The 16,999-nt window shown below is 32.2% G+C and carries 19 protein-coding genes; all 19 read left to right on the top strand.

Annotated features, from left to right (window positions below; all coding sequences use genetic code 11):
- The 19 genes from spoIIIAC (at nucleotide 1) to spo0A (ending at nucleotide 16,938) form a co-directional block, all read left to right on the top strand.
- Complete coding sequence (gene spoIIIAC / locus QO263_RS12665; protein WP_285622067.1) at nucleotides 1-198, top strand: stage III sporulation protein AC; 198 nt, start codon at nucleotides 1-3, stop codon at nucleotides 196-198.
- A gap of 14 nt (nucleotides 199-212) precedes the next feature.
- Entirely contained in the window at nucleotides 213-599 is a 387-nt protein-coding gene (gene spoIIIAD, locus QO263_RS12660) for a stage III sporulation protein AD (RefSeq protein WP_285622064.1), read from the top strand.
- A gap of 12 nt (nucleotides 600-611) precedes the next feature.
- The gene (gene spoIIIAE / locus QO263_RS12655; protein WP_285622063.1) at nucleotides 612-1,796 is read left to right on the top strand and encodes a stage III sporulation protein AE; all 1,185 of its coding nucleotides are present in this window, start codon (nucleotides 612-614) and stop codon (nucleotides 1,794-1,796) included.
- Nucleotides 1,797-1,806: 10 nt separating this feature from the next.
- On the top strand, nucleotides 1,807-2,436 hold the full coding sequence (gene spoIIIAF / locus QO263_RS12650; RefSeq protein WP_285622060.1) for a stage III sporulation protein AF: 630 nt from the start codon (nucleotides 1,807-1,809) through the stop codon (nucleotides 2,434-2,436).
- A gap of 26 nt (nucleotides 2,437-2,462) precedes the next feature.
- Nucleotides 2,463-3,053, top strand: a complete 591-nt coding sequence (gene spoIIIAG / locus QO263_RS12645) for a stage III sporulation protein AG (RefSeq protein WP_285622058.1) — start codon at nucleotides 2,463-2,465, stop codon at nucleotides 3,051-3,053.
- Nucleotides 3,054-3,065: 12 nt separating this feature from the next.
- Nucleotides 3,066-3,728, top strand: coding sequence for a SpoIIIAH-like family protein (locus tag QO263_RS12640; protein ID WP_285622056.1), 663 nt, complete (start codon nucleotides 3,066-3,068; stop codon nucleotides 3,726-3,728).
- 74 nt (nucleotides 3,729-3,802) lie between these two features.
- Nucleotides 3,803-4,189: an Asp23/Gls24 family envelope stress response protein gene (locus QO263_RS12635; RefSeq protein ID WP_285622054.1), complete on the top strand. Its 387-nt coding sequence runs from the start codon at nucleotides 3,803-3,805 to the stop codon at nucleotides 4,187-4,189.
- Nucleotides 4,190-4,267: 78 nt separating this feature from the next.
- A complete protein-coding gene (gene nusB, locus QO263_RS12630) occupies nucleotides 4,268-4,681 on the top strand; it encodes a transcription antitermination factor NusB (RefSeq protein WP_285622053.1) in 414 nt (137 codons plus the stop codon).
- The gene (locus tag QO263_RS12625) at nucleotides 4,674-5,651 is read left to right on the top strand and encodes a tRNA (adenosine(37)-N6)-threonylcarbamoyltransferase complex transferase subunit TsaD (protein WP_285622052.1); all 978 of its coding nucleotides are present in this window, start codon (nucleotides 4,674-4,676) and stop codon (nucleotides 5,649-5,651) included. Before nusB ends, QO263_RS12625 begins: the two co-directional genes overlap by 8 nt.
- Nucleotide 5,652: 1 nt before the next feature.
- Entirely contained in the window at nucleotides 5,653-6,849 is a 1,197-nt protein-coding gene (xseA, locus tag QO263_RS12620) for an exodeoxyribonuclease VII large subunit (protein ID WP_285622051.1), read from the top strand.
- Between the two features lie 20 nt (nucleotides 6,850-6,869).
- Nucleotides 6,870-7,109: an exodeoxyribonuclease VII small subunit gene (gene xseB / locus QO263_RS12615; RefSeq protein ID WP_285622050.1), complete on the top strand. Its 240-nt coding sequence runs from the start codon at nucleotides 6,870-6,872 to the stop codon at nucleotides 7,107-7,109.
- A gap of 9 nt (nucleotides 7,110-7,118) precedes the next feature.
- The gene (locus tag QO263_RS12610; protein WP_285622048.1) at nucleotides 7,119-8,012 is read left to right on the top strand and encodes a polyprenyl synthetase family protein; all 894 of its coding nucleotides are present in this window, start codon (nucleotides 7,119-7,121) and stop codon (nucleotides 8,010-8,012) included.
- 773 nt (nucleotides 8,013-8,785) lie between these two features.
- Entirely contained in the window at nucleotides 8,786-9,382 is a 597-nt protein-coding gene (locus QO263_RS12605; RefSeq protein ID WP_285622046.1) for a hypothetical protein, read from the top strand.
- Nucleotides 9,383-9,446: 64 nt separating this feature from the next.
- The gene (gene dxs / locus QO263_RS12600; protein ID WP_502928718.1) at nucleotides 9,447-11,273 is read left to right on the top strand and encodes a 1-deoxy-D-xylulose-5-phosphate synthase; all 1,827 of its coding nucleotides are present in this window, start codon (nucleotides 9,447-9,449) and stop codon (nucleotides 11,271-11,273) included.
- Nucleotides 11,274-11,283: 10 nt separating this feature from the next.
- Entirely contained in the window at nucleotides 11,284-12,090 is an 807-nt protein-coding gene (locus tag QO263_RS12595) for a TlyA family RNA methyltransferase (RefSeq protein ID WP_285622042.1), read from the top strand.
- 148 nt (nucleotides 12,091-12,238) lie between these two features.
- Entirely contained in the window at nucleotides 12,239-12,691 is a 453-nt protein-coding gene (locus QO263_RS12590) for an arginine repressor (protein ID WP_285622040.1), read from the top strand.
- A 16-nt stretch (nucleotides 12,692-12,707) separates the two neighbouring features.
- Nucleotides 12,708-14,402 (top strand): DNA repair protein RecN, encoded by a 1,695-nt coding sequence (gene recN / locus QO263_RS12585; protein ID WP_285622037.1) that lies wholly within the window; start codon nucleotides 12,708-12,710, stop codon nucleotides 14,400-14,402.
- A gap of 240 nt (nucleotides 14,403-14,642) precedes the next feature.
- Nucleotides 14,643-15,953 (top strand): SpoIVB peptidase, encoded by a 1,311-nt coding sequence (spoIVB, locus tag QO263_RS12580; RefSeq protein ID WP_285629304.1) that lies wholly within the window; start codon nucleotides 14,643-14,645, stop codon nucleotides 15,951-15,953.
- A gap of 178 nt (nucleotides 15,954-16,131) precedes the next feature.
- Nucleotides 16,132-16,938, top strand: a complete 807-nt coding sequence (spo0A, locus tag QO263_RS12575) for a sporulation transcription factor Spo0A (RefSeq protein WP_285622034.1) — start codon at nucleotides 16,132-16,134, stop codon at nucleotides 16,936-16,938.
- The last annotated feature ends 61 nt before the right edge of the window (nucleotides 16,939-16,999 follow it).

The following is a 16,999-nucleotide window of genomic DNA, read 5'->3' as shown; positions in this document are numbered from 1 at the left end:
ATGAATATAGATTTGATTTTTAAGATAGCAGGAATTGGAATAGTAGTAGGCATACTTCATACTGTCCTATCTAAGGTAGGAAAAGAAGAATATGCCCACGCAGTGACTTTGGCAGGAGTAGTAATAGTACTTACCATGGTACTAACTCTTATTAGCAAGCTTTTCGATAATGTAAAAACTATCTTTCAGTTATATTGATGAGGGTGATCAAGATGGAAATAGTACAAATTGTTGGAATAGGAATAATAGCTACTATTTTATCGGTAATATTAAGACAGCAAAAACCTGAATTTGCGCTTCAAGTAAGTATAGTGACAGGATTAATCATATTTATTTTTGTCATTAGCAAATTGAATTACGTAATAGAGGTATTAAATAATCTTGCAAAAAGAATAGATATGGATTTGTTGTACTTTTCAACAATTCTTAAAGTGATAGGAGTTGCATATATAGCAGAATTTGGAGCGCAAATTGCTAGAGATTCAGGTGAGGGTGCAATTGCTTCAAAAATAGAGCTAGCTGGCAAAATATTGATTATGGTTTTAGCAGTTCCTGTACTTACCTCATTGTTAGATTTAATCATAAAAATAATACCATAAGGTGAGAACAAAATGATAAAGAAGATAGTAGTACTAATTTTATTTGCTTTTATCATATTATTTTTTTCTTCTAACGCACTTGCCAAAGATGGAGATATTTTAAATCTAGACCAACTAATTGAAAAACAAATGGAGAGCTTGAAAATAGATGAACTGGAGAACTTAGTTAGAGAAATTAATAATACAACTAAAGATGCATTACCAAGAATAAACTTTAAAGAATTTATGGTTTCTCTTATAAAAGGTGAGAATGTCCTTGATGGGGGAATGGTTCTGAATGGGATTTTAAAATTAGTATTTAGTGAAGTAATGGCAAATTCAGCTCTTCTAGCCAAGTTGTTGATTCTGGGCATAATATGTTCACTATTTACTAATATTCAAAGTGCATTTGAAAGAGATGCTGTTGGTGAAGTGGCTTTTTATGTTTGCTACTTAATTCTCATATCCTTATCCATAAAGAGTTTTGTCATAGCCATGGAGATAACATGGAAAGCTATAAGCGACATGGTAGTATTGATTCAAGTTCTTTTACCTATACTTCTAACGCTGCTTGTAGCAGTGGGAGGAATAACCACATCTTCACTATTTAAGCCAGTAATCTTAGGTGCAGTAAGTGTAATAAGTACATTAATGAAGGATATAATCCTACCCCTTATATTTTATTCTACAGTAGTAGGGATAATATGTAAAATATCCTCAAGAATACAAATAACAAAAATATCAAGCCTTATTCGTCAGATATCCACAGCTATTATTGGTGTATCTCTTACTATATTCATAGGAATTATATCCATACAGGGCACTATGACAGCTAAGGTAGACGGGGTAACTATAAGAACAGCTAAGTTTGCAGTAGATAAATTTGTACCAATAGTAGGTAAATTTTTGTCTGATGTTATGGAAACCGTTGTAGGCTGCTCTATGGTTTTGAAAAATGCTGTTGGAGCTATAGGGATGATTTCACTGTTTTTCATATGTATTATACCAATTATAAAAATACTTTCATTAATTTTAATATATAAAATTGCAGGAGCTCTAGTAGAGCCTATTACAGATAATAAAATAGTTGACTGCCTAAATGAAATCAGTAAATCTCTAATAATGCTACTGGCAACTGTTACTTCTGTGGGGGTGATGTTTTTTATTGCAATAACCATTATTATAGGTGCAGGAAACGCTACAGTAATGCTAAGGTAAAGGTGATAACATGATTGCATTTTTAAAAAATTGGGTTGTAAATATTGTTGTGGTTATTTTCTTTATAGCCTTTATAGAGATTTTACTGCCGACAAGTAATATGAAAAAATATGTAAATATGATACTTGGACTTTTAATAATAATTGTTTTAATAAATCCAATCATAAAACTTATGTCTAGCGATATAAATATAGATAGAGAGGTTTTCTATAATATAAAAAGCTACAATGCTTTTGAAATAGACAGAGATGAAAGCTATTTTGAATCGCAGAATCAGCAAATAACAGAGGTATATAAGAAAAAGTTAGAAAATGAAATAGCTGAATTTTTGAAAACAGAAGAAAACTACAAAGTGTTAAATGTAAAAGTATCTATAAAAGAAGATATAGAGAATGAGGATTTTGGATTGATTACAGGTATTGAAGTATATCTAGGAGCTTCAAATATTAACAATCAAAATGAACAGAGCATAAAAATAGATGAAATAGAAAAAGTAGTCATAAATACAGATAAATCGAATAGTTCTAATATATCTGAAGGCGATAAAGTGAGTTCACCTGGATTTGAAAGAATAATCGACTCTATTTCATCTCTTTATAAAGTTCCTAAAGAAAAGATCATAATAATACTAAAGGCCTAAAGTAAAACAAGGGGGATAAGAGGAGAATGATAGAGAAGTTAAAGGAATTTTTCAATCCTAAGAATCAGAAAAAAAACGCATCGAACTTAGTTGTTTTATTATTTGCTGGTGCAATTGTTCTACTGTTATCGAATTATTTTTTAGGTAAAAAGAATGATACTGGCAAATCTACTTTAAATGGAAATGATAATGGTTTAAGAGAGGGGTATGTATTCAATTCTACCGAGGAAAGCTATGCAGATAACATTGAGAAAAAGCTTGAAGAAATATTAAAGAAAATAAAAGGGGTAGGGGAGGTTTATGTGATGATAACCTTTGATGATACTTCTGAAAAGGTTCCAGTGTTTAATACTACCCAAACTGTTGAGAAGACAGACGAAAAAGATGCACAGGGAGGAACAAGGGAAGTCACAAGGGAAGATCTTTCGCAGCAAGTTGTTGTTGGAAGTGGCGGTGATTCTTTAATGATAATGAAGGAGACAAAACCAAAGGTTAGAGGTGTAATTGTTGTTGCAGAAGGAGCTGAAGACATAGAAATAAAGGAAAAGCTCTATTCAGCAGTTAAGACAGTGTTGGGTATTTCAGGAAATAAGGTAGAGATCTATTCTAGTAAATAGGGGGGATTCTATATGTATATTAAGAAAAAAACAGCTTTAATTGTTGCTCTTATATGCTTGTTATTCGGGATAGGATATGTAAACCATGAATTAATAAAACAGTCATTGATGCAGTCCTCAAATGATTATCAAAAGCATGAGGAGAATCAACTTATGGAGCTAAGCAAAACTATAGACGATGACAGATCTGGAGCATCTCTTGGAGATACGGATGATAAAGAAGAAGCAGAAATTGTAGACAGTAAGAGCGATGCAATAGGAGATTTAAAGAAAAACGCAGATGATGATATAGAAAGTGTAATAACTAAGGAAGAGAGTTTTAAAAGCAGCAACTATTTTATTGAGCATAGACTATCACGAGATAAGCTAAGAGCTACATTAATTGATAGATTGTATGAAATAATTAATAATGAGAACACTAATGATGAAACGAGAACTAAAGCACAAAATGAAATAATTTCCTTAGGACAAGTTTCGGAGCTAGAATTAAGTTTAGAAGGATTAATAAAAGCAAAAGGATTTGAAGATGCACTTGTGTTTTTAAGTGATGACAGTGCTAGCGTAGTCGTTTCAACAAATGAATTAACTGAACAGGATGCAATAAAAATATTTGAAATTGTGAAAAGAGAAACTGACATTGAAGCTGGAAATATAAAAATTATGAAAAAGTTTTAGTAATGTTTGTAAAGGCTATCACCTTTTGATATAATATAAGCGTAAACTCTAAAGTAAAGCAGGGGGTGAAAGACATGTCAAATAACTTAGAAAATAAAGATGATGAAATAATAGACTATGGACAAATAAAAATATCAGATGAAGTAGTAGGCATTATTGCCAGCCTAGCTGCAACAGAAATTAAAGGTGTAGCTGGTATGAGTGGTGGAATTGCTGGTGGAATATCAGAAATGCTTGGAAGAAAAAACTTTACAAAGGGAGTTAAGGTTGAAGTTAAAGAAAAGGAAGTTACTATTAGTTTATACATAATAGTTGATTATGGTGCTAAAATACCAGAAGTAGCTTGGGAAATACAAGAAAGTGTTAAGAATACTGTTGAAACAATGACAGGACTAAATGTAGTTGAGGTAAATATTAATATTCAAGGCGTGAATATTGAAAAGGAACAGAAGGAAGAATAACAGATACAATCAATAGTAAAATATGAGCCCTCTGATTTTTCAGAGGGTTAATTTAACTAAAGTAAAAGGAGGCTAGTCATGGGAAGAAAGTTGGCAAGGGAATCGGCAATGAAGCTATTGTTTCAGATGGAGATAAATAATGATTTTTCTTCTGAGTCCATTGATATATTTCTTAATAATAACGAATTTTCTAATGATGAGAAAGAATATATAATAAATACAATTAAGGATATAACTGAAAAATTAGATATTATAGATAGTAATATAGAAAAATATGCATTAGGTTGGAAAATCAATAGAATACCAAGAGTAGATCTATCTGTTCTGAGAATTGCAATTTATGAAATATTATTTAGAAGTGATATCCCTGTTGAAGTGTCTATAAATGAAGCCATTGATATTAGTAAAAAATATAGTACAAATGAATCAAGTAAATTTATTAATGGACTTCTAGGCTCTGTTGCTAGAGATGGGAATGATTTAAGTGACTAATTATTATATGGGAATTGATACTAGTGCCTATACTACATCTGTTGCTGTAATCGATGAGTTTAATAATATAATATTTGATGGAAGAAGTCTTTTAGAAGTAAAGCGTGGAGATAGGGGTTTAAGACAGCAAGAGGCTGTTTTTCAGCATGTCAACAATCTTCCAAGGATAATTGATGAATTATCTAATGAGATAGACATATCTAAAATAAAAACTGTGTCAGCAAGCGTTAAACCTAGAAATATTAAAGAGTCATATATGCCTGTTTTTAGAGTAGCTCAAGGACAGGCTTTTGTTATATCTAGAGTTTTAAATGCTGAGTATAAGGAATTTAGTCATCAAGAGGGTCATATTGCAGCTGGTATCTTAGGCAGTCATATGAAGAATCATACAGATTCTTTTTTGGCACTTCATATTTCAGGTGGTACTACGGAATTGCTTTATGTAGAAGATAAAATAGAAAATTATGATATTAAAATCATTGGTGGAACAAAAGACATTAGTGCAGGTCAGTTAATTGACAGAATAGGAGTTAAGCTAGAACTTATATTTCCTTGTGGAAAGGAAATGGATATTCTATCGCATAATGGACTTATTATTAACAAAAAGCTTCCCATTAACACTGATGGAACTTGGATTAATTTTTCTGGTGCAGAAACATTTTTTTATAGATTGATGGAAGAAAAGCTGTATAGCAATGAAGATATATCAAATAGTGCCTTCAATTGTATTGCAAATGCATTAGCCAATATTGTTATTCATGCTATTAAGGTGTATGATATAAATGATATTTTAATTATTGGAGGAGTTGGAGCTAACTCCTCAATAAGACATATTTTAGATGTAAAAATTAATGAATCCGGACTTGGAAATATTTATTTTCCAGCACCAAGCTTTTGTACAGATAATGCAATTGGTACTGCTTTTCTTGGAGCTATTAAGAACGGAGAAAGATCTTTTGGAGGATTATAGGATGGAATTAAGGCCATTTAAAGTAAGTGAGATAACTCAATATATTAAGAGAATACTCATAGGAGACCCTCTATTGTATGATGTCAATATAGAAGGAGAGGTTTCTAATTTTAAGTATCATTATAATGGTAATATGTACTTTACACTTAAAGATGATAAAAGCAGGATAAGATGTGTCTTTTTTAATAATAATATGGATGATGCCCCTATTGTATTAGAGGATGGAATGTATGTCATAGTTAATGGATATATTTCATTATACGAAAGAGATGGCACATATCAATTATACGTAAGGAGCATAAGAAAAAAAGGCATTGGAGAATTATTTGAATCATTTGAAAAACTCAAGAAAAAGCTAGAAGCTGAAGGTCTATTTGATTCTAAAAACAAAAAAACTATTAATTACCTACCAAAGAAAATTGGAGTAGCCACTTCATCAACTGGGGCAGCAGTAAAAGACATAATATCAGTTATTACGAGAAGAATGCCATCTACTGAAATCATCATATACCCAATACTAGTCCAAGGAGAAAAAGCCCCTGCTGAAATATGTCATGCTATAAAATACTTTAATTCTAGAGAAGATATTGATCTAATAATCATAGGTAGGGGAGGGGGCAGCATTGAAGAACTATGGGCTTTTAATGATGAGGAAGTTGCAAGGACTATTTTTAGCTCTAGGCTACCAGTAGTATCGGCAGTCGGCCATGAGACTGACTTTACAATCGCTGACTTTGTAGCTGATATGAGAGCACCTACTCCATCTGCTGCTGGTGAACTTGTAGTGCCTCAAATTGATGATTTGAACTACAGACTGAGCTCAAATCTGATAAGTTTGATTAATATTTTTAATTTATCCATAAGAACGAAAAAAAATAATCTTGGATATATATATGATAGACTCATATTAAATAATCCTTCTAATACATTAAACGATAACAGGCAGAGGCTGGATATAATATTAAAAGACTTAATAAAAGCAATGAATCAGAGCCATAGCGACAAGAAAAATAAGCTAAGCCTTTTAGGGAGCAAGTTAGATTCCATGAGCCCCCTTGCTGTGTTAAACAGAGGGTACTCTATTGCTGTTGATAAAAGTGGAAATATAGTTAAATCAATTAAGGAAGCTTCTGTGGATGACGTCTTAGACTTAACTCTTAGTGACGGAAAAATTGAAGTAAAGGTTACCCAAAAATAATTGTGAGGGATGGTGATATTTTGGCTAGAAAAAAACAGAATCTATCATATGAAGAGGCTTTGCTAGAATTAGAGAATATTTTATCTATGCTTGAAAATGGAGATCTGAGCTTAGATGATTCACTTACTGAGTTTAGCAAAGGTGTTGAATTGTATAAATATTGCTATGACTTGCTTAACAAAGTAGAAGGAAAAGTGAAGATAATTCTAGATGATGGCAATAATGATATTAAAGAAGTGGAGTTTAACGCTAATTCATAGGAGGAATTTATGGATATAATAAACGAACTGGCTAAATATAAGAAAATAATTGATATTGAGCTTGAAAAAGTTATTCCAAATACGGATTTATTCCAAAAAAAAGTTTTCGAAGCCATGAGATATAGCATATTTGCTGGTGGCAAGAGACTAAGGCCAATTTTGACATTAAAAACATGTGAATTGATATGTGGTAGCTACGAAGAGGCTATGAATATTGCAATGGGAATTGAAATGATACATACTTATTCACTTATACATGACGATTTACCAGCAATGGATAATGATGACTTTCGTAGGGGGAAACCAACAAATCATAGGGTTTTTGGAGAGGATATTGCAATACTAGCTGGAGATGGACTACTTAATTTGGCTTATGAAACAATGCTGGAAGGAATTTCCTTAAATAAAATCGGCCTTGAAAAACATATTTTGGCCATTAAAGAGGTAAGCAGATCTGCTGGTGTGTTTGGAATGATAGGAGGACAGACTGTAGATATTCAGTCAAAGGATGATGTAATAGAGGAAAAAAAGCTTGCATTCATTCACCAAAACAAAACTTCTGCGTTAATTGAAGCCTCCATAGTATCAGGAGCTATAGTTGCTGGCGCCAATCATGAACAGATAAGCTTTCTTAGAGGCTATGGACAATCAATAGGTTTATGCTTTCAAATAAGGGATGATATATTAGACAGGATTGGTGATGAAAAAGCTTTAGGAAAGAATACTGGCAGCGATGAGACAAACAATAAGCTCACCTACTTAAGTTTATATGGCATGGAAAATTCAGTTAATGAAATCCAAAGGCTTAATATTAAAGCAATGGAGTCTTTGTCAACATTTGATGAAAAAGAATCCATGTTTTTTAAGGAGCTAGCAGACTATTTAGCCTATAGGAAGAGCTAGAGAATTAGCGAAAATACTATTAAATTTTAATGAAAAATATGTAGCATAGTAAATTGATGAGATAAGTTATTTTAAATATTTTGCAATTAATTGAAATTAGAATCGGCCTATGTTATAATTATTCTAATCTAGAGTGGTGCAGTATTCTAGTCAGTACAGCTAATTTTGAAGGCGGGGCTAAAAATCCGTCAAAGGGCATATCGATGAAGTTCCTGGTTGCGGCTGCTGACGCCCAGTCGGGGGTCGTTTCTGGGAGTAAGGGGGATGGGGCGATCTGCAATGGCATGCGGGCGATGACCCTACCCTCGTGGAGACTCGGACAATTATGAATTGCACGGGATTAACCTGCATTGTGGTGCAAGCTACTTGCAGCGTAGCCTGCCTTGAGTGAAGTAGGCGGAACATGGTTGTGGCTCTAAATCCCATGGGCCCACGGGAAATAGGCTTTGTCATGGAAACCTATTTTGCAAAAGAGGCTAGAAATTAGTATGGCTGTAGAGGAAATCTCCTAGACTGTTCTCATGCTGAGAGGTATATTTAGGATTACAGTGCGGACTAAGTGGCAATCTAGCCCTATTTTTGGCGACGATATAGAGATTGGATTAAAGGGAAACCGCTGGACTGGCGACAGACAGCTCCTATCTGGGAAATCCTGCTAGACCTGAAGCCGTAAAATTTACTTGATATATCACCACTCAAATGCTGATAGCCGTGGCTATCAGCATTATTTCTATATACAGTTATTTTTTCACTTAGTAATTGGAGGTTTGAAATTGTCAAATAAAAACAAAAAAAGCAATAAAAATAGTAATATAAAATGGGTATTTATTATAACATTATGGACATTTATTTTAGCAACAAGTGTTAGTATTGTATCAGAAAGCATACTTAGAAATTTTAATATTACTTTGGCATTTATAAGCTTAATAGTTGTTGTTATTTTTGGCGTATTTTTTGATATAATAGGAATTGCAGTAACTGCCTCCGATGAAAAAACTTTTCATTCCATGGCAGCTAATCGAATAAAAGAGGCAAAATATGCCGTAAAACTCGTTAGAAATGCAGGACGCGTATCAAATTTCTGTAACGATGTAATCGGAGATATATGTGGAATAATTAGTGGTGCTGCAGGAACAATAATTGTTATGAAACTAGTAAATCAATATGGATTTACTAGGATAACCCTAATAAGTGTAGTAATGACTGGACTTATTGCTTCTCTTACAGTTGGAGGAAAGGCCATAGGAAAAGAATTTGCAATTAATAAATCTGATAGAATAATATTTCTTACAGCAAAAATAATAATGATATTAGATGAAAATCTTAGGATAGATGTATTGCCGGAATTAAGAAATAGTAAGAACAAATGAAAGTAGGTTGGGCGTTTTGGAAAATATTCTTTCAAAATACAAGGATTTAAGAGACTTAAAAACAATGAGTAATGAGGAATTATATTCTTTAGCTGAAGATATAAGAAAATTAATAATTGATGTTGTATCTAAAAATGGTGGTCATTTAGCTTCAAACCTTGGGGTAGTAGAGCTTACAATTGCTCTTCATAAGGTTTTTAATAGCGATTTTGACAAGATAATCTGGGATGTTGGACATCAGTCTTATGTGCATAAGATTCTCACTGGTAGAAAAGATACATTCCATACTATAAGAAAATATAAGGGAATTAGCGGATTCCCAAAAAGAAAGGAAAGCCCACATGATATTTTTGAAGTGGGTCATAGTTCTACATCTATTTCTGCTGGACTTGGGTATGCACTATCAAGAGATATCAAAAAAGAAAAATACAGCGTAGTAAGTGTTATCGGAGATGGTGCCATGACAGCTGGAATGGCATTCGAAGCTTTAAATCATGCTGGTGATACAGGTACTAGCTTAATAGTAGTCTTAAATGATAATGAGATGTCTATTTCCCATAATGTTGGAGGCTTATCCCAATATTTAAGTAAAATTAGAACTGCTCCTACGTATTTTAAAGTAAAAGAGGATGTTGTGGCTATTTTAAACAGCATACCGGGAATTGGTAAACAGGTATTCAAGACAGCAGAAAGAGCAAAAGACAGTGTTAAATATTTTCTTGTACCTGGGATGTTTTTTGAAGAGCTAGGATTTAAGTATTTGGGTCCTATTGATGGACATAATATTAATGATATAGTCAGAGAGCTGGAAATAGCAAAAAAAGTTGGAGGTCCAGTATTAGTTCATGTCATTACTAAAAAGGGTAAGGGCTATAAACCAGCAGAAGAAAATCCTGACAAGTTTCATGGTTCATCACCATTTGACATTAGTACAGGTAAGTCCCTAAAAACACCAGTTTACCCTTCGTTTTCTGATATATTAGGTGATACATTGATTGATCTTGCAGAAAAAGATAATAGAATTGTAGCAATAACTGCGGCCATGCCTGAAGGTACAGGACTTAGCAAATACCAAGAAAAATTTAAAAATAGATTCTTTGATGTAGGCATTGCAGAACAGCATGGAGTAACACTTGCTGCTGGATTAGCGTCAAATAAATTAAAGCCTTACTTTGTAGTTTACTCTTCGTTTTTGCAAAGAGGATACGATCAAGTTCTTCATGATGTTTGTATACAAAAGCTACCTGTTGTTTTTGCCATTGATAGAGCAGGACTGGTTGGGAGCGATGGTGAGACTCATCATGGAGCTTTTGACTTGTCATATTTATCTCACATACCTAATATTACAATTATGGCACCAAGAGATAAAACCGAATTCATTCAAATGCTTGAATTTAGTAAAGACTATAATGAACCATTAGCCATAAGATATCCAAGGGGAGATTGTTATGATATTATTGAAAAAAACCCTAGAACAAAAATAGAGCTAGGAAAGGCAGAGATACTTGCTAAAGGTAAGGATATAGCTTTACTGGCCATTGGAAAGATGGTGGAAACAGGCTATGAAGTAGCTGAGAAGTTAAGGGAACAGGGTAAAGATATTACATTAATCAATGGCAGGTTTGTAAAACCATTAGATGAAGATTTAATTAAGGAAGTTGCAGAAGGCCATTCACTTATTATTACATTAGAGGATAATGTAAAGGCTGGAGGCTTTGGAAGCTGTATAAATGATTTATTAATAGAGAACAGTTATAGTGGAGAAATATTGAACATTACTTTACCAGATGTATTCATAGAGCATGGAAGTGTAGATGAACTGTTTAAGCAATATAATATGGATACTCAAGGTATTCTAAATAAAATATATGAGAAGATTAGTCTGACCTAGGAGAGATTGAATGAAAATAGAAAAGGAAAGAATAGACATATTACTTGTCAATAATCAAATTATTGATAGTAGGGAAAAAGCCAAAAAATATATTATGGCGGGATTAATTTATGTAGATGATGAGAGAATTGATAAGCCAGGTACAAAGGTGCCTATAGATAGCAATATTATTGTTAAGGGGAATCCTATTCCCTATGTTAGTAGAGGCGGTTTAAAACTTGAGAAGGCTATAAATACATTTTCCTTGGAAATTAAAGACAAAACTGCATTGGATATTGGTGCCTCTACAGGAGGTTTTACAGATTGCATGTTAAAAAATGGAGTAAAGAAGGTATATGCTATTGATGTAGGCTATGGTCAGTTAGATTGGAAGCTTCAGAATGATGGCAGAGTCATAGTTATGGATAGAACAAATGTCAGACATCTGGAAAAGGATGACATTGGAGAATTAGCGAATTTAGTTAGTATTGATGTGTCTTTTATCTCTTTGAAGCTTGTTTTACCTAAAGTAAAGGAACTAACCACAGAAGATGTAGATATTATAGCATTGATAAAACCACAGTTTGAGGCTGGAAGAGATAAGGTTGGAAAAAAAGGTGTAGTAAGGGACATTAAAGTGCATAAGGAGGTAATTAAGGAAATATTTGATTTTTGTCTGTCTATCGGACTTAACTTTGCAGCTTTGACTTATTCTCCAGTTAAAGGTGCTGAAGGTAATCGAGAATATTTAGCATATATAGTTAAAAATAAAATTAATGAATTTGATATTGATAGACAAATAGAGAATGTAGTTAATGAATCTCATAAAGAGCTATAGTGTTTTTATTCTAATAGATTTCTATCTATTGTTTTGTTTTTTCATTTGATATAATAATCATTAGGGAATTGAGATAAATTGATAATATATAAACCATGAAGCTTTTATTATTAGATTTTCAAAGCCATAGGAAAAGGGGATAGTTAAAATGAAAAAATATGCTAGACAATCGAAAATACTAGAGCTCATAGAAAACAATGAGATTGAAACACAAGAAGAATTAGCGGATTATCTGAAAAAATTAGGAATTGATGTCACACAAGCTACTGTTTCAAGAGATATTAGAGAATTAAGGCTTGTAAAAGTGTTAGCTAAAAGTGGTAAATATAAGTACGCTGCTATGGGACAGAATGTTGAAGGAACAACTGATAGACTTATAAAAATATTTAAAAATTCAATAGTATCAGTCGAAGTAGCAGGTCATTTACTAGTTATAAAAACTTTACCAGGGGCAGCTCAGATATCTGGTTCAGCCGTAGATTCTTTAGGAATAGAAGAAATAGTAGGTACCATTGCAGGTGATGATACTATTTTCATTGCTGTCAGTGATGCTAATAAGATATTGGAAATACGAGAAATGTTTCTTAAACTGCTTAACTAACTAGGAGGTATATAATATGCTCCTCGAATTGAATATTCAAAATTTTGCAATTATAAATAAAATAAGAGTTAATTTTACTAAGGGCTTGAATGTTTTAACAGGAGAAACAGGTGCAGGAAAGTCAATAATTATTGATGCTATTTCATTAGTTTTAGGTGGTAGGGCCGATAAGGAATATGTTAAGTCTGGATGTGAAAAGACTACAATAGAAGCCTTGTTTTTTATTGAGCATATGAATGATATTGAAAAGGTACTAGAAGAATATGGAATTCAAAAAGAAGATGATAATACCTTACTTATTGCGAGAGAAATATTTAATACTGGTCGAAGCACGTCAAGAATCAATGGAAGAACGGTTACACTTAGTATGTTGAACGATGTAACAAGTAAACTAATAGATATTCATGGACAGCATGATCATCAATCACTTTTAAAAAATGATAGGCATTCAGAATTTATTGACTCCTTAGGCGATTATAAAATAATAGATATTAAAGAAAAAGTAAAAATAGGATATGAAGAACTTCAGACTTTGAAGTCTAGGCTTAAAACTTTAGTACAAGATGAGATGGAAAAAGAAAGAAAGATAGATTTATTGAATTTTCAGCTTGAAGAAATAGATGAAGCAAGGCTTATAGATGGCGAAGAAGAATCCTTAATCTCCGAGTACAATTTATTATCGAATGCTGAAAGTATTGCAGTTACCTTATCTGATACTATAACAAACTTAGATTCAGATTATTATGGAAATAAATCTATAATAGATGCACTTAGTAATATACACTCAAGTTTACATAAAATTTCCAAACACAGTGATGATGCTTTAGGCTTTGCAAGTGTAATTGAATCTATAATTTATCAGCTTCAGGATTTAGCCAGAGAAGTACGATATTATCAAGATAAAATAGAGTATAATCCCGAAAGGCTGAAATTTCTTGATGAAAGACTAGATTTGATAAATAAGCTAAAAAGAAAATACGGTAAGACTATAGAGGAAATTTTGAATTATAGAGAGAAAATCAATAGAGATTTAAATATCTTATTAAATTGTGAGGAAGAAATTAAAGAAATAAGAAATAAAATATTTGATTGTGAAACAAAAATGAGCCTTCTATGTCAAGATTTGACTAAAGAGAGGACATGCATTTCTGATAGATTTGAAAAAGAGATTACAAAAGAACTCAGTGAAGTTAATATGCCAAAAGTTAAATTTAAAGTTAAAATTGAAAAGCTTGAATATTTTACTCAGAATGGTCAAGATAAAATTGAATTTTTGATCTCAACGAATCCTAGTGAGCCATTAAAGTCATTATCTAAAATAGTTTCTGGCGGGGAGATGTCTAGAATAATGCTTGCTTTTAAGAGTATCTTAGCAGAAATAGATAAAATTCCTACACTTATTTTTGACGAAATTGATACTGGAATAAGCGGCAGAACAGCTCAAATAGTAGGAGAAAAAATAGCCAATATATCCTCAAATCATCAGGTAATTTGTATTACACATTTGCCACAAATTGCTGCTCTTGCAGATAGTCATTATTTAATTAACAAAAAGATATCTGATAGCGAATCAACAACAGAAATAATTGAACTTAATTATAATGAGAGAGTAGAAGAATTATCTAGATTATTGGGTGGAGTAAATTTAACTGAAACGACCAAACAACATGCAAGAGAAATGATAGAAATGTCAAAAAAATTAAATAGATAGTCAAAAGCAAAAACATCTAAAACTTTAGATGTTTTTTGCTTTTATAATCTATAATACGGAAATAAAGATTTTACTTTACATTTTAATAAATATTTGCTCGAATAAATGTGGGTTAAAAAGGCCACATTATTCTTAAAGAATAAATTAAATTTTATAGTCTTCTAATTACGAAGACTAGTGTTTTTTTGGAGGTGAAGTTAAAGTCATAGGTAAATGGGAGAGTGATTTTGATTGCATAAAATGTCCAGTTACAAAAAACTGATTTACTTTACTTTGCTCCTAATTCTATTAGTTTACTCAGTACAAATATTAAATATAGCTAGATTTCCCTCCCAAATAGATATCATTAAAGGTGACAGCAGAAATTTAAACATCTTTTTTCCTTTTTCCCTAGAGATAATGGAAGAATCTTCTGATATAGTCAAGATTAATAGTACAAATGCAGAAAGATTAAGTGTAGGCCTAAAAAATTCATATAACTTAGAATCCACAAATAATGGTATAGCAAAATTAAAATTAAAATTTCTTGGAATCTTTTCAATAAGAGACATCCAAGTAAATGTAGTGAATCAAGCTTATGTGATACCAGGTGGAGAAACAATAGGTGTAAAGTTAAATACTAAAGGAGTGCTGGTTGTAGCCACATCAGAGATTCAAAGCATAGATGGGAAAATATACAATCCTGCTAGAAATGCTGGTATAAAAGTGGGAGATTCCATAACAATGATAAATGGAATTAAGATTAAGGATGCAGACCATGTAATACAATTATTAAACAATATAAAAAATAATAAAGTGAAGATTGAAATAGAAAGAAACAATGCAAGTTTTACTACAGAAGTTTTACCTGTTAAAAGTAAACAGGATAATAGTTATAGATTAGGCATATGGGTAAGGGATAAAACTGCAGGCATTGGTACATTAACCTTTTATGAGCCTAATACTAAAAAATTTGGTGCGCTTGGGCATGCCATTACTGACGTTGATACAGGTACTTTAATGAAAGCAGAAAATGGCGAGATAATGAGAGCAAAGGTTTCGTCGATTGAACAAGGGAAGAAAGGTAGTCCTGGAGAACTGAGAGGTATGTTTTTTGAAACAGACGATGTATTAGGTAAAATTGAGAATAATACCACCTTTGGGATATATGGAACTATATATGATGAAAATAAATTGTTCAAGCAAAAACAGTTATTACCGGTTGGATTTCAAAGTGAAGTAAAGCTTGGCAAAGCTTATATACTTGCAAATATCGAAGGAGATAAAGTAACAGAATATGAAGTAGAGATATTAAAGCTAGAAAAACAAAATGTTCCTCAATCTAAAAGCATGGTTATAAAGATTACAGATGAGAGGTTAAAGGAAAAAACCGGAGGAATTGTTCAAGGAATGAGTGGGAGTCCTATAATACAGAATGGAAAGATTGTAGGAGCAGTAACACATGTTTTTGTCAACGATCCAACCAAAGGCTATGGTATATATATAGAATGGATGCTAAAGGAAGCAGGAATTTACGTAAATAATAATTCTGAATTTGCAGAAGGAAAATAACAAACTACAAGAGATAAGGAAATTTTCCATATCTCTTTTCTTTATGATAGAAATAGTAATAAATTAAAAAAATAATAAAAAAATGAAATGTTAGAAGGAAATATATTACTTTTGTCGAATTTATTATTTATATTCAATTTTGTTATACTGTAAATTGATTTCAGGGGGGTAATTTGCATTGAAAAATGAAAAAATTAGTATGTTAATTGCAGATGATAACAAGGATTTTTGCAGTATTCTTAATGATTATCTGGCAACTCAAGAGGATGTAGAGGTGGTAGGTATAGCAAAAGATGGCATAGAGGCTCTAGAGCTTGTTGGTGAAAAAAGGCCGGATGTATTAGTTCTTGACATTATAATGCCGCACTTAGATGGTTTAGGTGTATTAGAGAAGCTTCATTCTGTTGAATTAGAGAAATTTCCTAAAGTCATAGTTTTATCTGCCGTGGGACAAGATAAAATCACACAAAGAGCTATTAATCTAGGTGCTGATTATTATGTAGTTAAGCCTTTTGATTTTGACATTTTCATGAAAAGGATTAGGCAGGTAACAGGCACTACACCAGCAATTATCGAAAGAAGAAAGCAAATAGAAATTCCATCAAGCCTAATTAATACTGCAAATTCACACAAAAGCCTAGAAGCTAAAATCACCAATATTATACATGAAATTGGTGTTCCAGCACACATTAAGGGTTATCTGTATTTAAGAGAGGCTATTACTATGGTAGTAGATAATGTTGAATTATTAAGTGCTGTTACAAAAGAGCTATATCCTAACATTGCTAAAAGATTTAATACAACACCAAGCAGAGTGGAAAGAGCTATCAGACACGCAATAGAAGTTGCATGGAGCAGGGGAAAGGTTGATACTATTAACAATCTATTTGGTTATACAGTAAACAATGACAAGGGGAAACCAACTAATTCAGAGTTTATAGCTATGGTTGCTGATAAGTTGAGGTTAGAGCAGAAGATATCATAATAATTATTTTCTAATATTAATAAATCTCTTTTCGCAAATTAGGAAAGAGATTTATTTTGTT

The organism is Proteiniborus sp. MB09-C3 (assembly GCF_030263895.1).
In the GTDB taxonomy this organism is placed as follows: domain Bacteria; phylum Bacillota; class Clostridia; order Tissierellales; family Proteiniboraceae; genus Proteiniborus.
The sequence above is the reverse complement of the archived record's forward strand: the minus strand, read 5'-3'. Positions and strand labels throughout refer to the sequence as shown.

Excerpts from the sequence above, each read along its gene's own strand:
- spoIIIAC (WP_285622067.1), top strand. The coding sequence starts at position 1 with ATGAATATAGATTTGATTTTTAAGATAGCAGGAATTGGAATAGTAGTA.
- spoIIIAD (WP_285622064.1), top strand. The coding sequence starts at position 213 with ATGGAAATAGTACAAATTGTTGGAATAGGAATAATAGCTACTATTTTA.
- spoIIIAE (WP_285622063.1), top strand. The coding sequence starts at position 612 with ATGATAAAGAAGATAGTAGTACTAATTTTATTTGCTTTTATCATATTA.
- spoIIIAF (WP_285622060.1), top strand. The coding sequence starts at position 1,807 with ATGATTGCATTTTTAAAAAATTGGGTTGTAAATATTGTTGTGGTTATT.
- spoIIIAG (WP_285622058.1), top strand. The coding sequence starts at position 2,463 with ATGATAGAGAAGTTAAAGGAATTTTTCAATCCTAAGAATCAGAAAAAA.
- QO263_RS12640 (WP_285622056.1), top strand. The coding sequence starts at position 3,066 with ATGTATATTAAGAAAAAAACAGCTTTAATTGTTGCTCTTATATGCTTG.
- QO263_RS12635 (WP_285622054.1), top strand. The coding sequence starts at position 3,803 with ATGTCAAATAACTTAGAAAATAAAGATGATGAAATAATAGACTATGGA.
- nusB (WP_285622053.1), top strand. The coding sequence starts at position 4,268 with ATGGGAAGAAAGTTGGCAAGGGAATCGGCAATGAAGCTATTGTTTCAG.
- xseA (WP_285622051.1), top strand. The coding sequence starts at position 5,653 with ATGGAATTAAGGCCATTTAAAGTAAGTGAGATAACTCAATATATTAAG.
- QO263_RS12610 (WP_285622048.1), top strand. The coding sequence starts at position 7,119 with ATGGATATAATAAACGAACTGGCTAAATATAAGAAAATAATTGATATT.
- dxs (WP_502928718.1), top strand. The coding sequence starts at position 9,447 with ATGAGTAATGAGGAATTATATTCTTTAGCTGAAGATATAAGAAAATTA.
- QO263_RS12595 (WP_285622042.1), top strand. The coding sequence starts at position 11,284 with ATGAAAATAGAAAAGGAAAGAATAGACATATTACTTGTCAATAATCAA.
- QO263_RS12590 (WP_285622040.1), top strand. The coding sequence starts at position 12,239 with ATGAAAAAATATGCTAGACAATCGAAAATACTAGAGCTCATAGAAAAC.
- recN (WP_285622037.1), top strand. The coding sequence starts at position 12,708 with ATGCTCCTCGAATTGAATATTCAAAATTTTGCAATTATAAATAAAATA.
- spoIVB (WP_285629304.1), top strand. The coding sequence starts at position 14,643 with ATGTCCAGTTACAAAAAACTGATTTACTTTACTTTGCTCCTAATTCTA.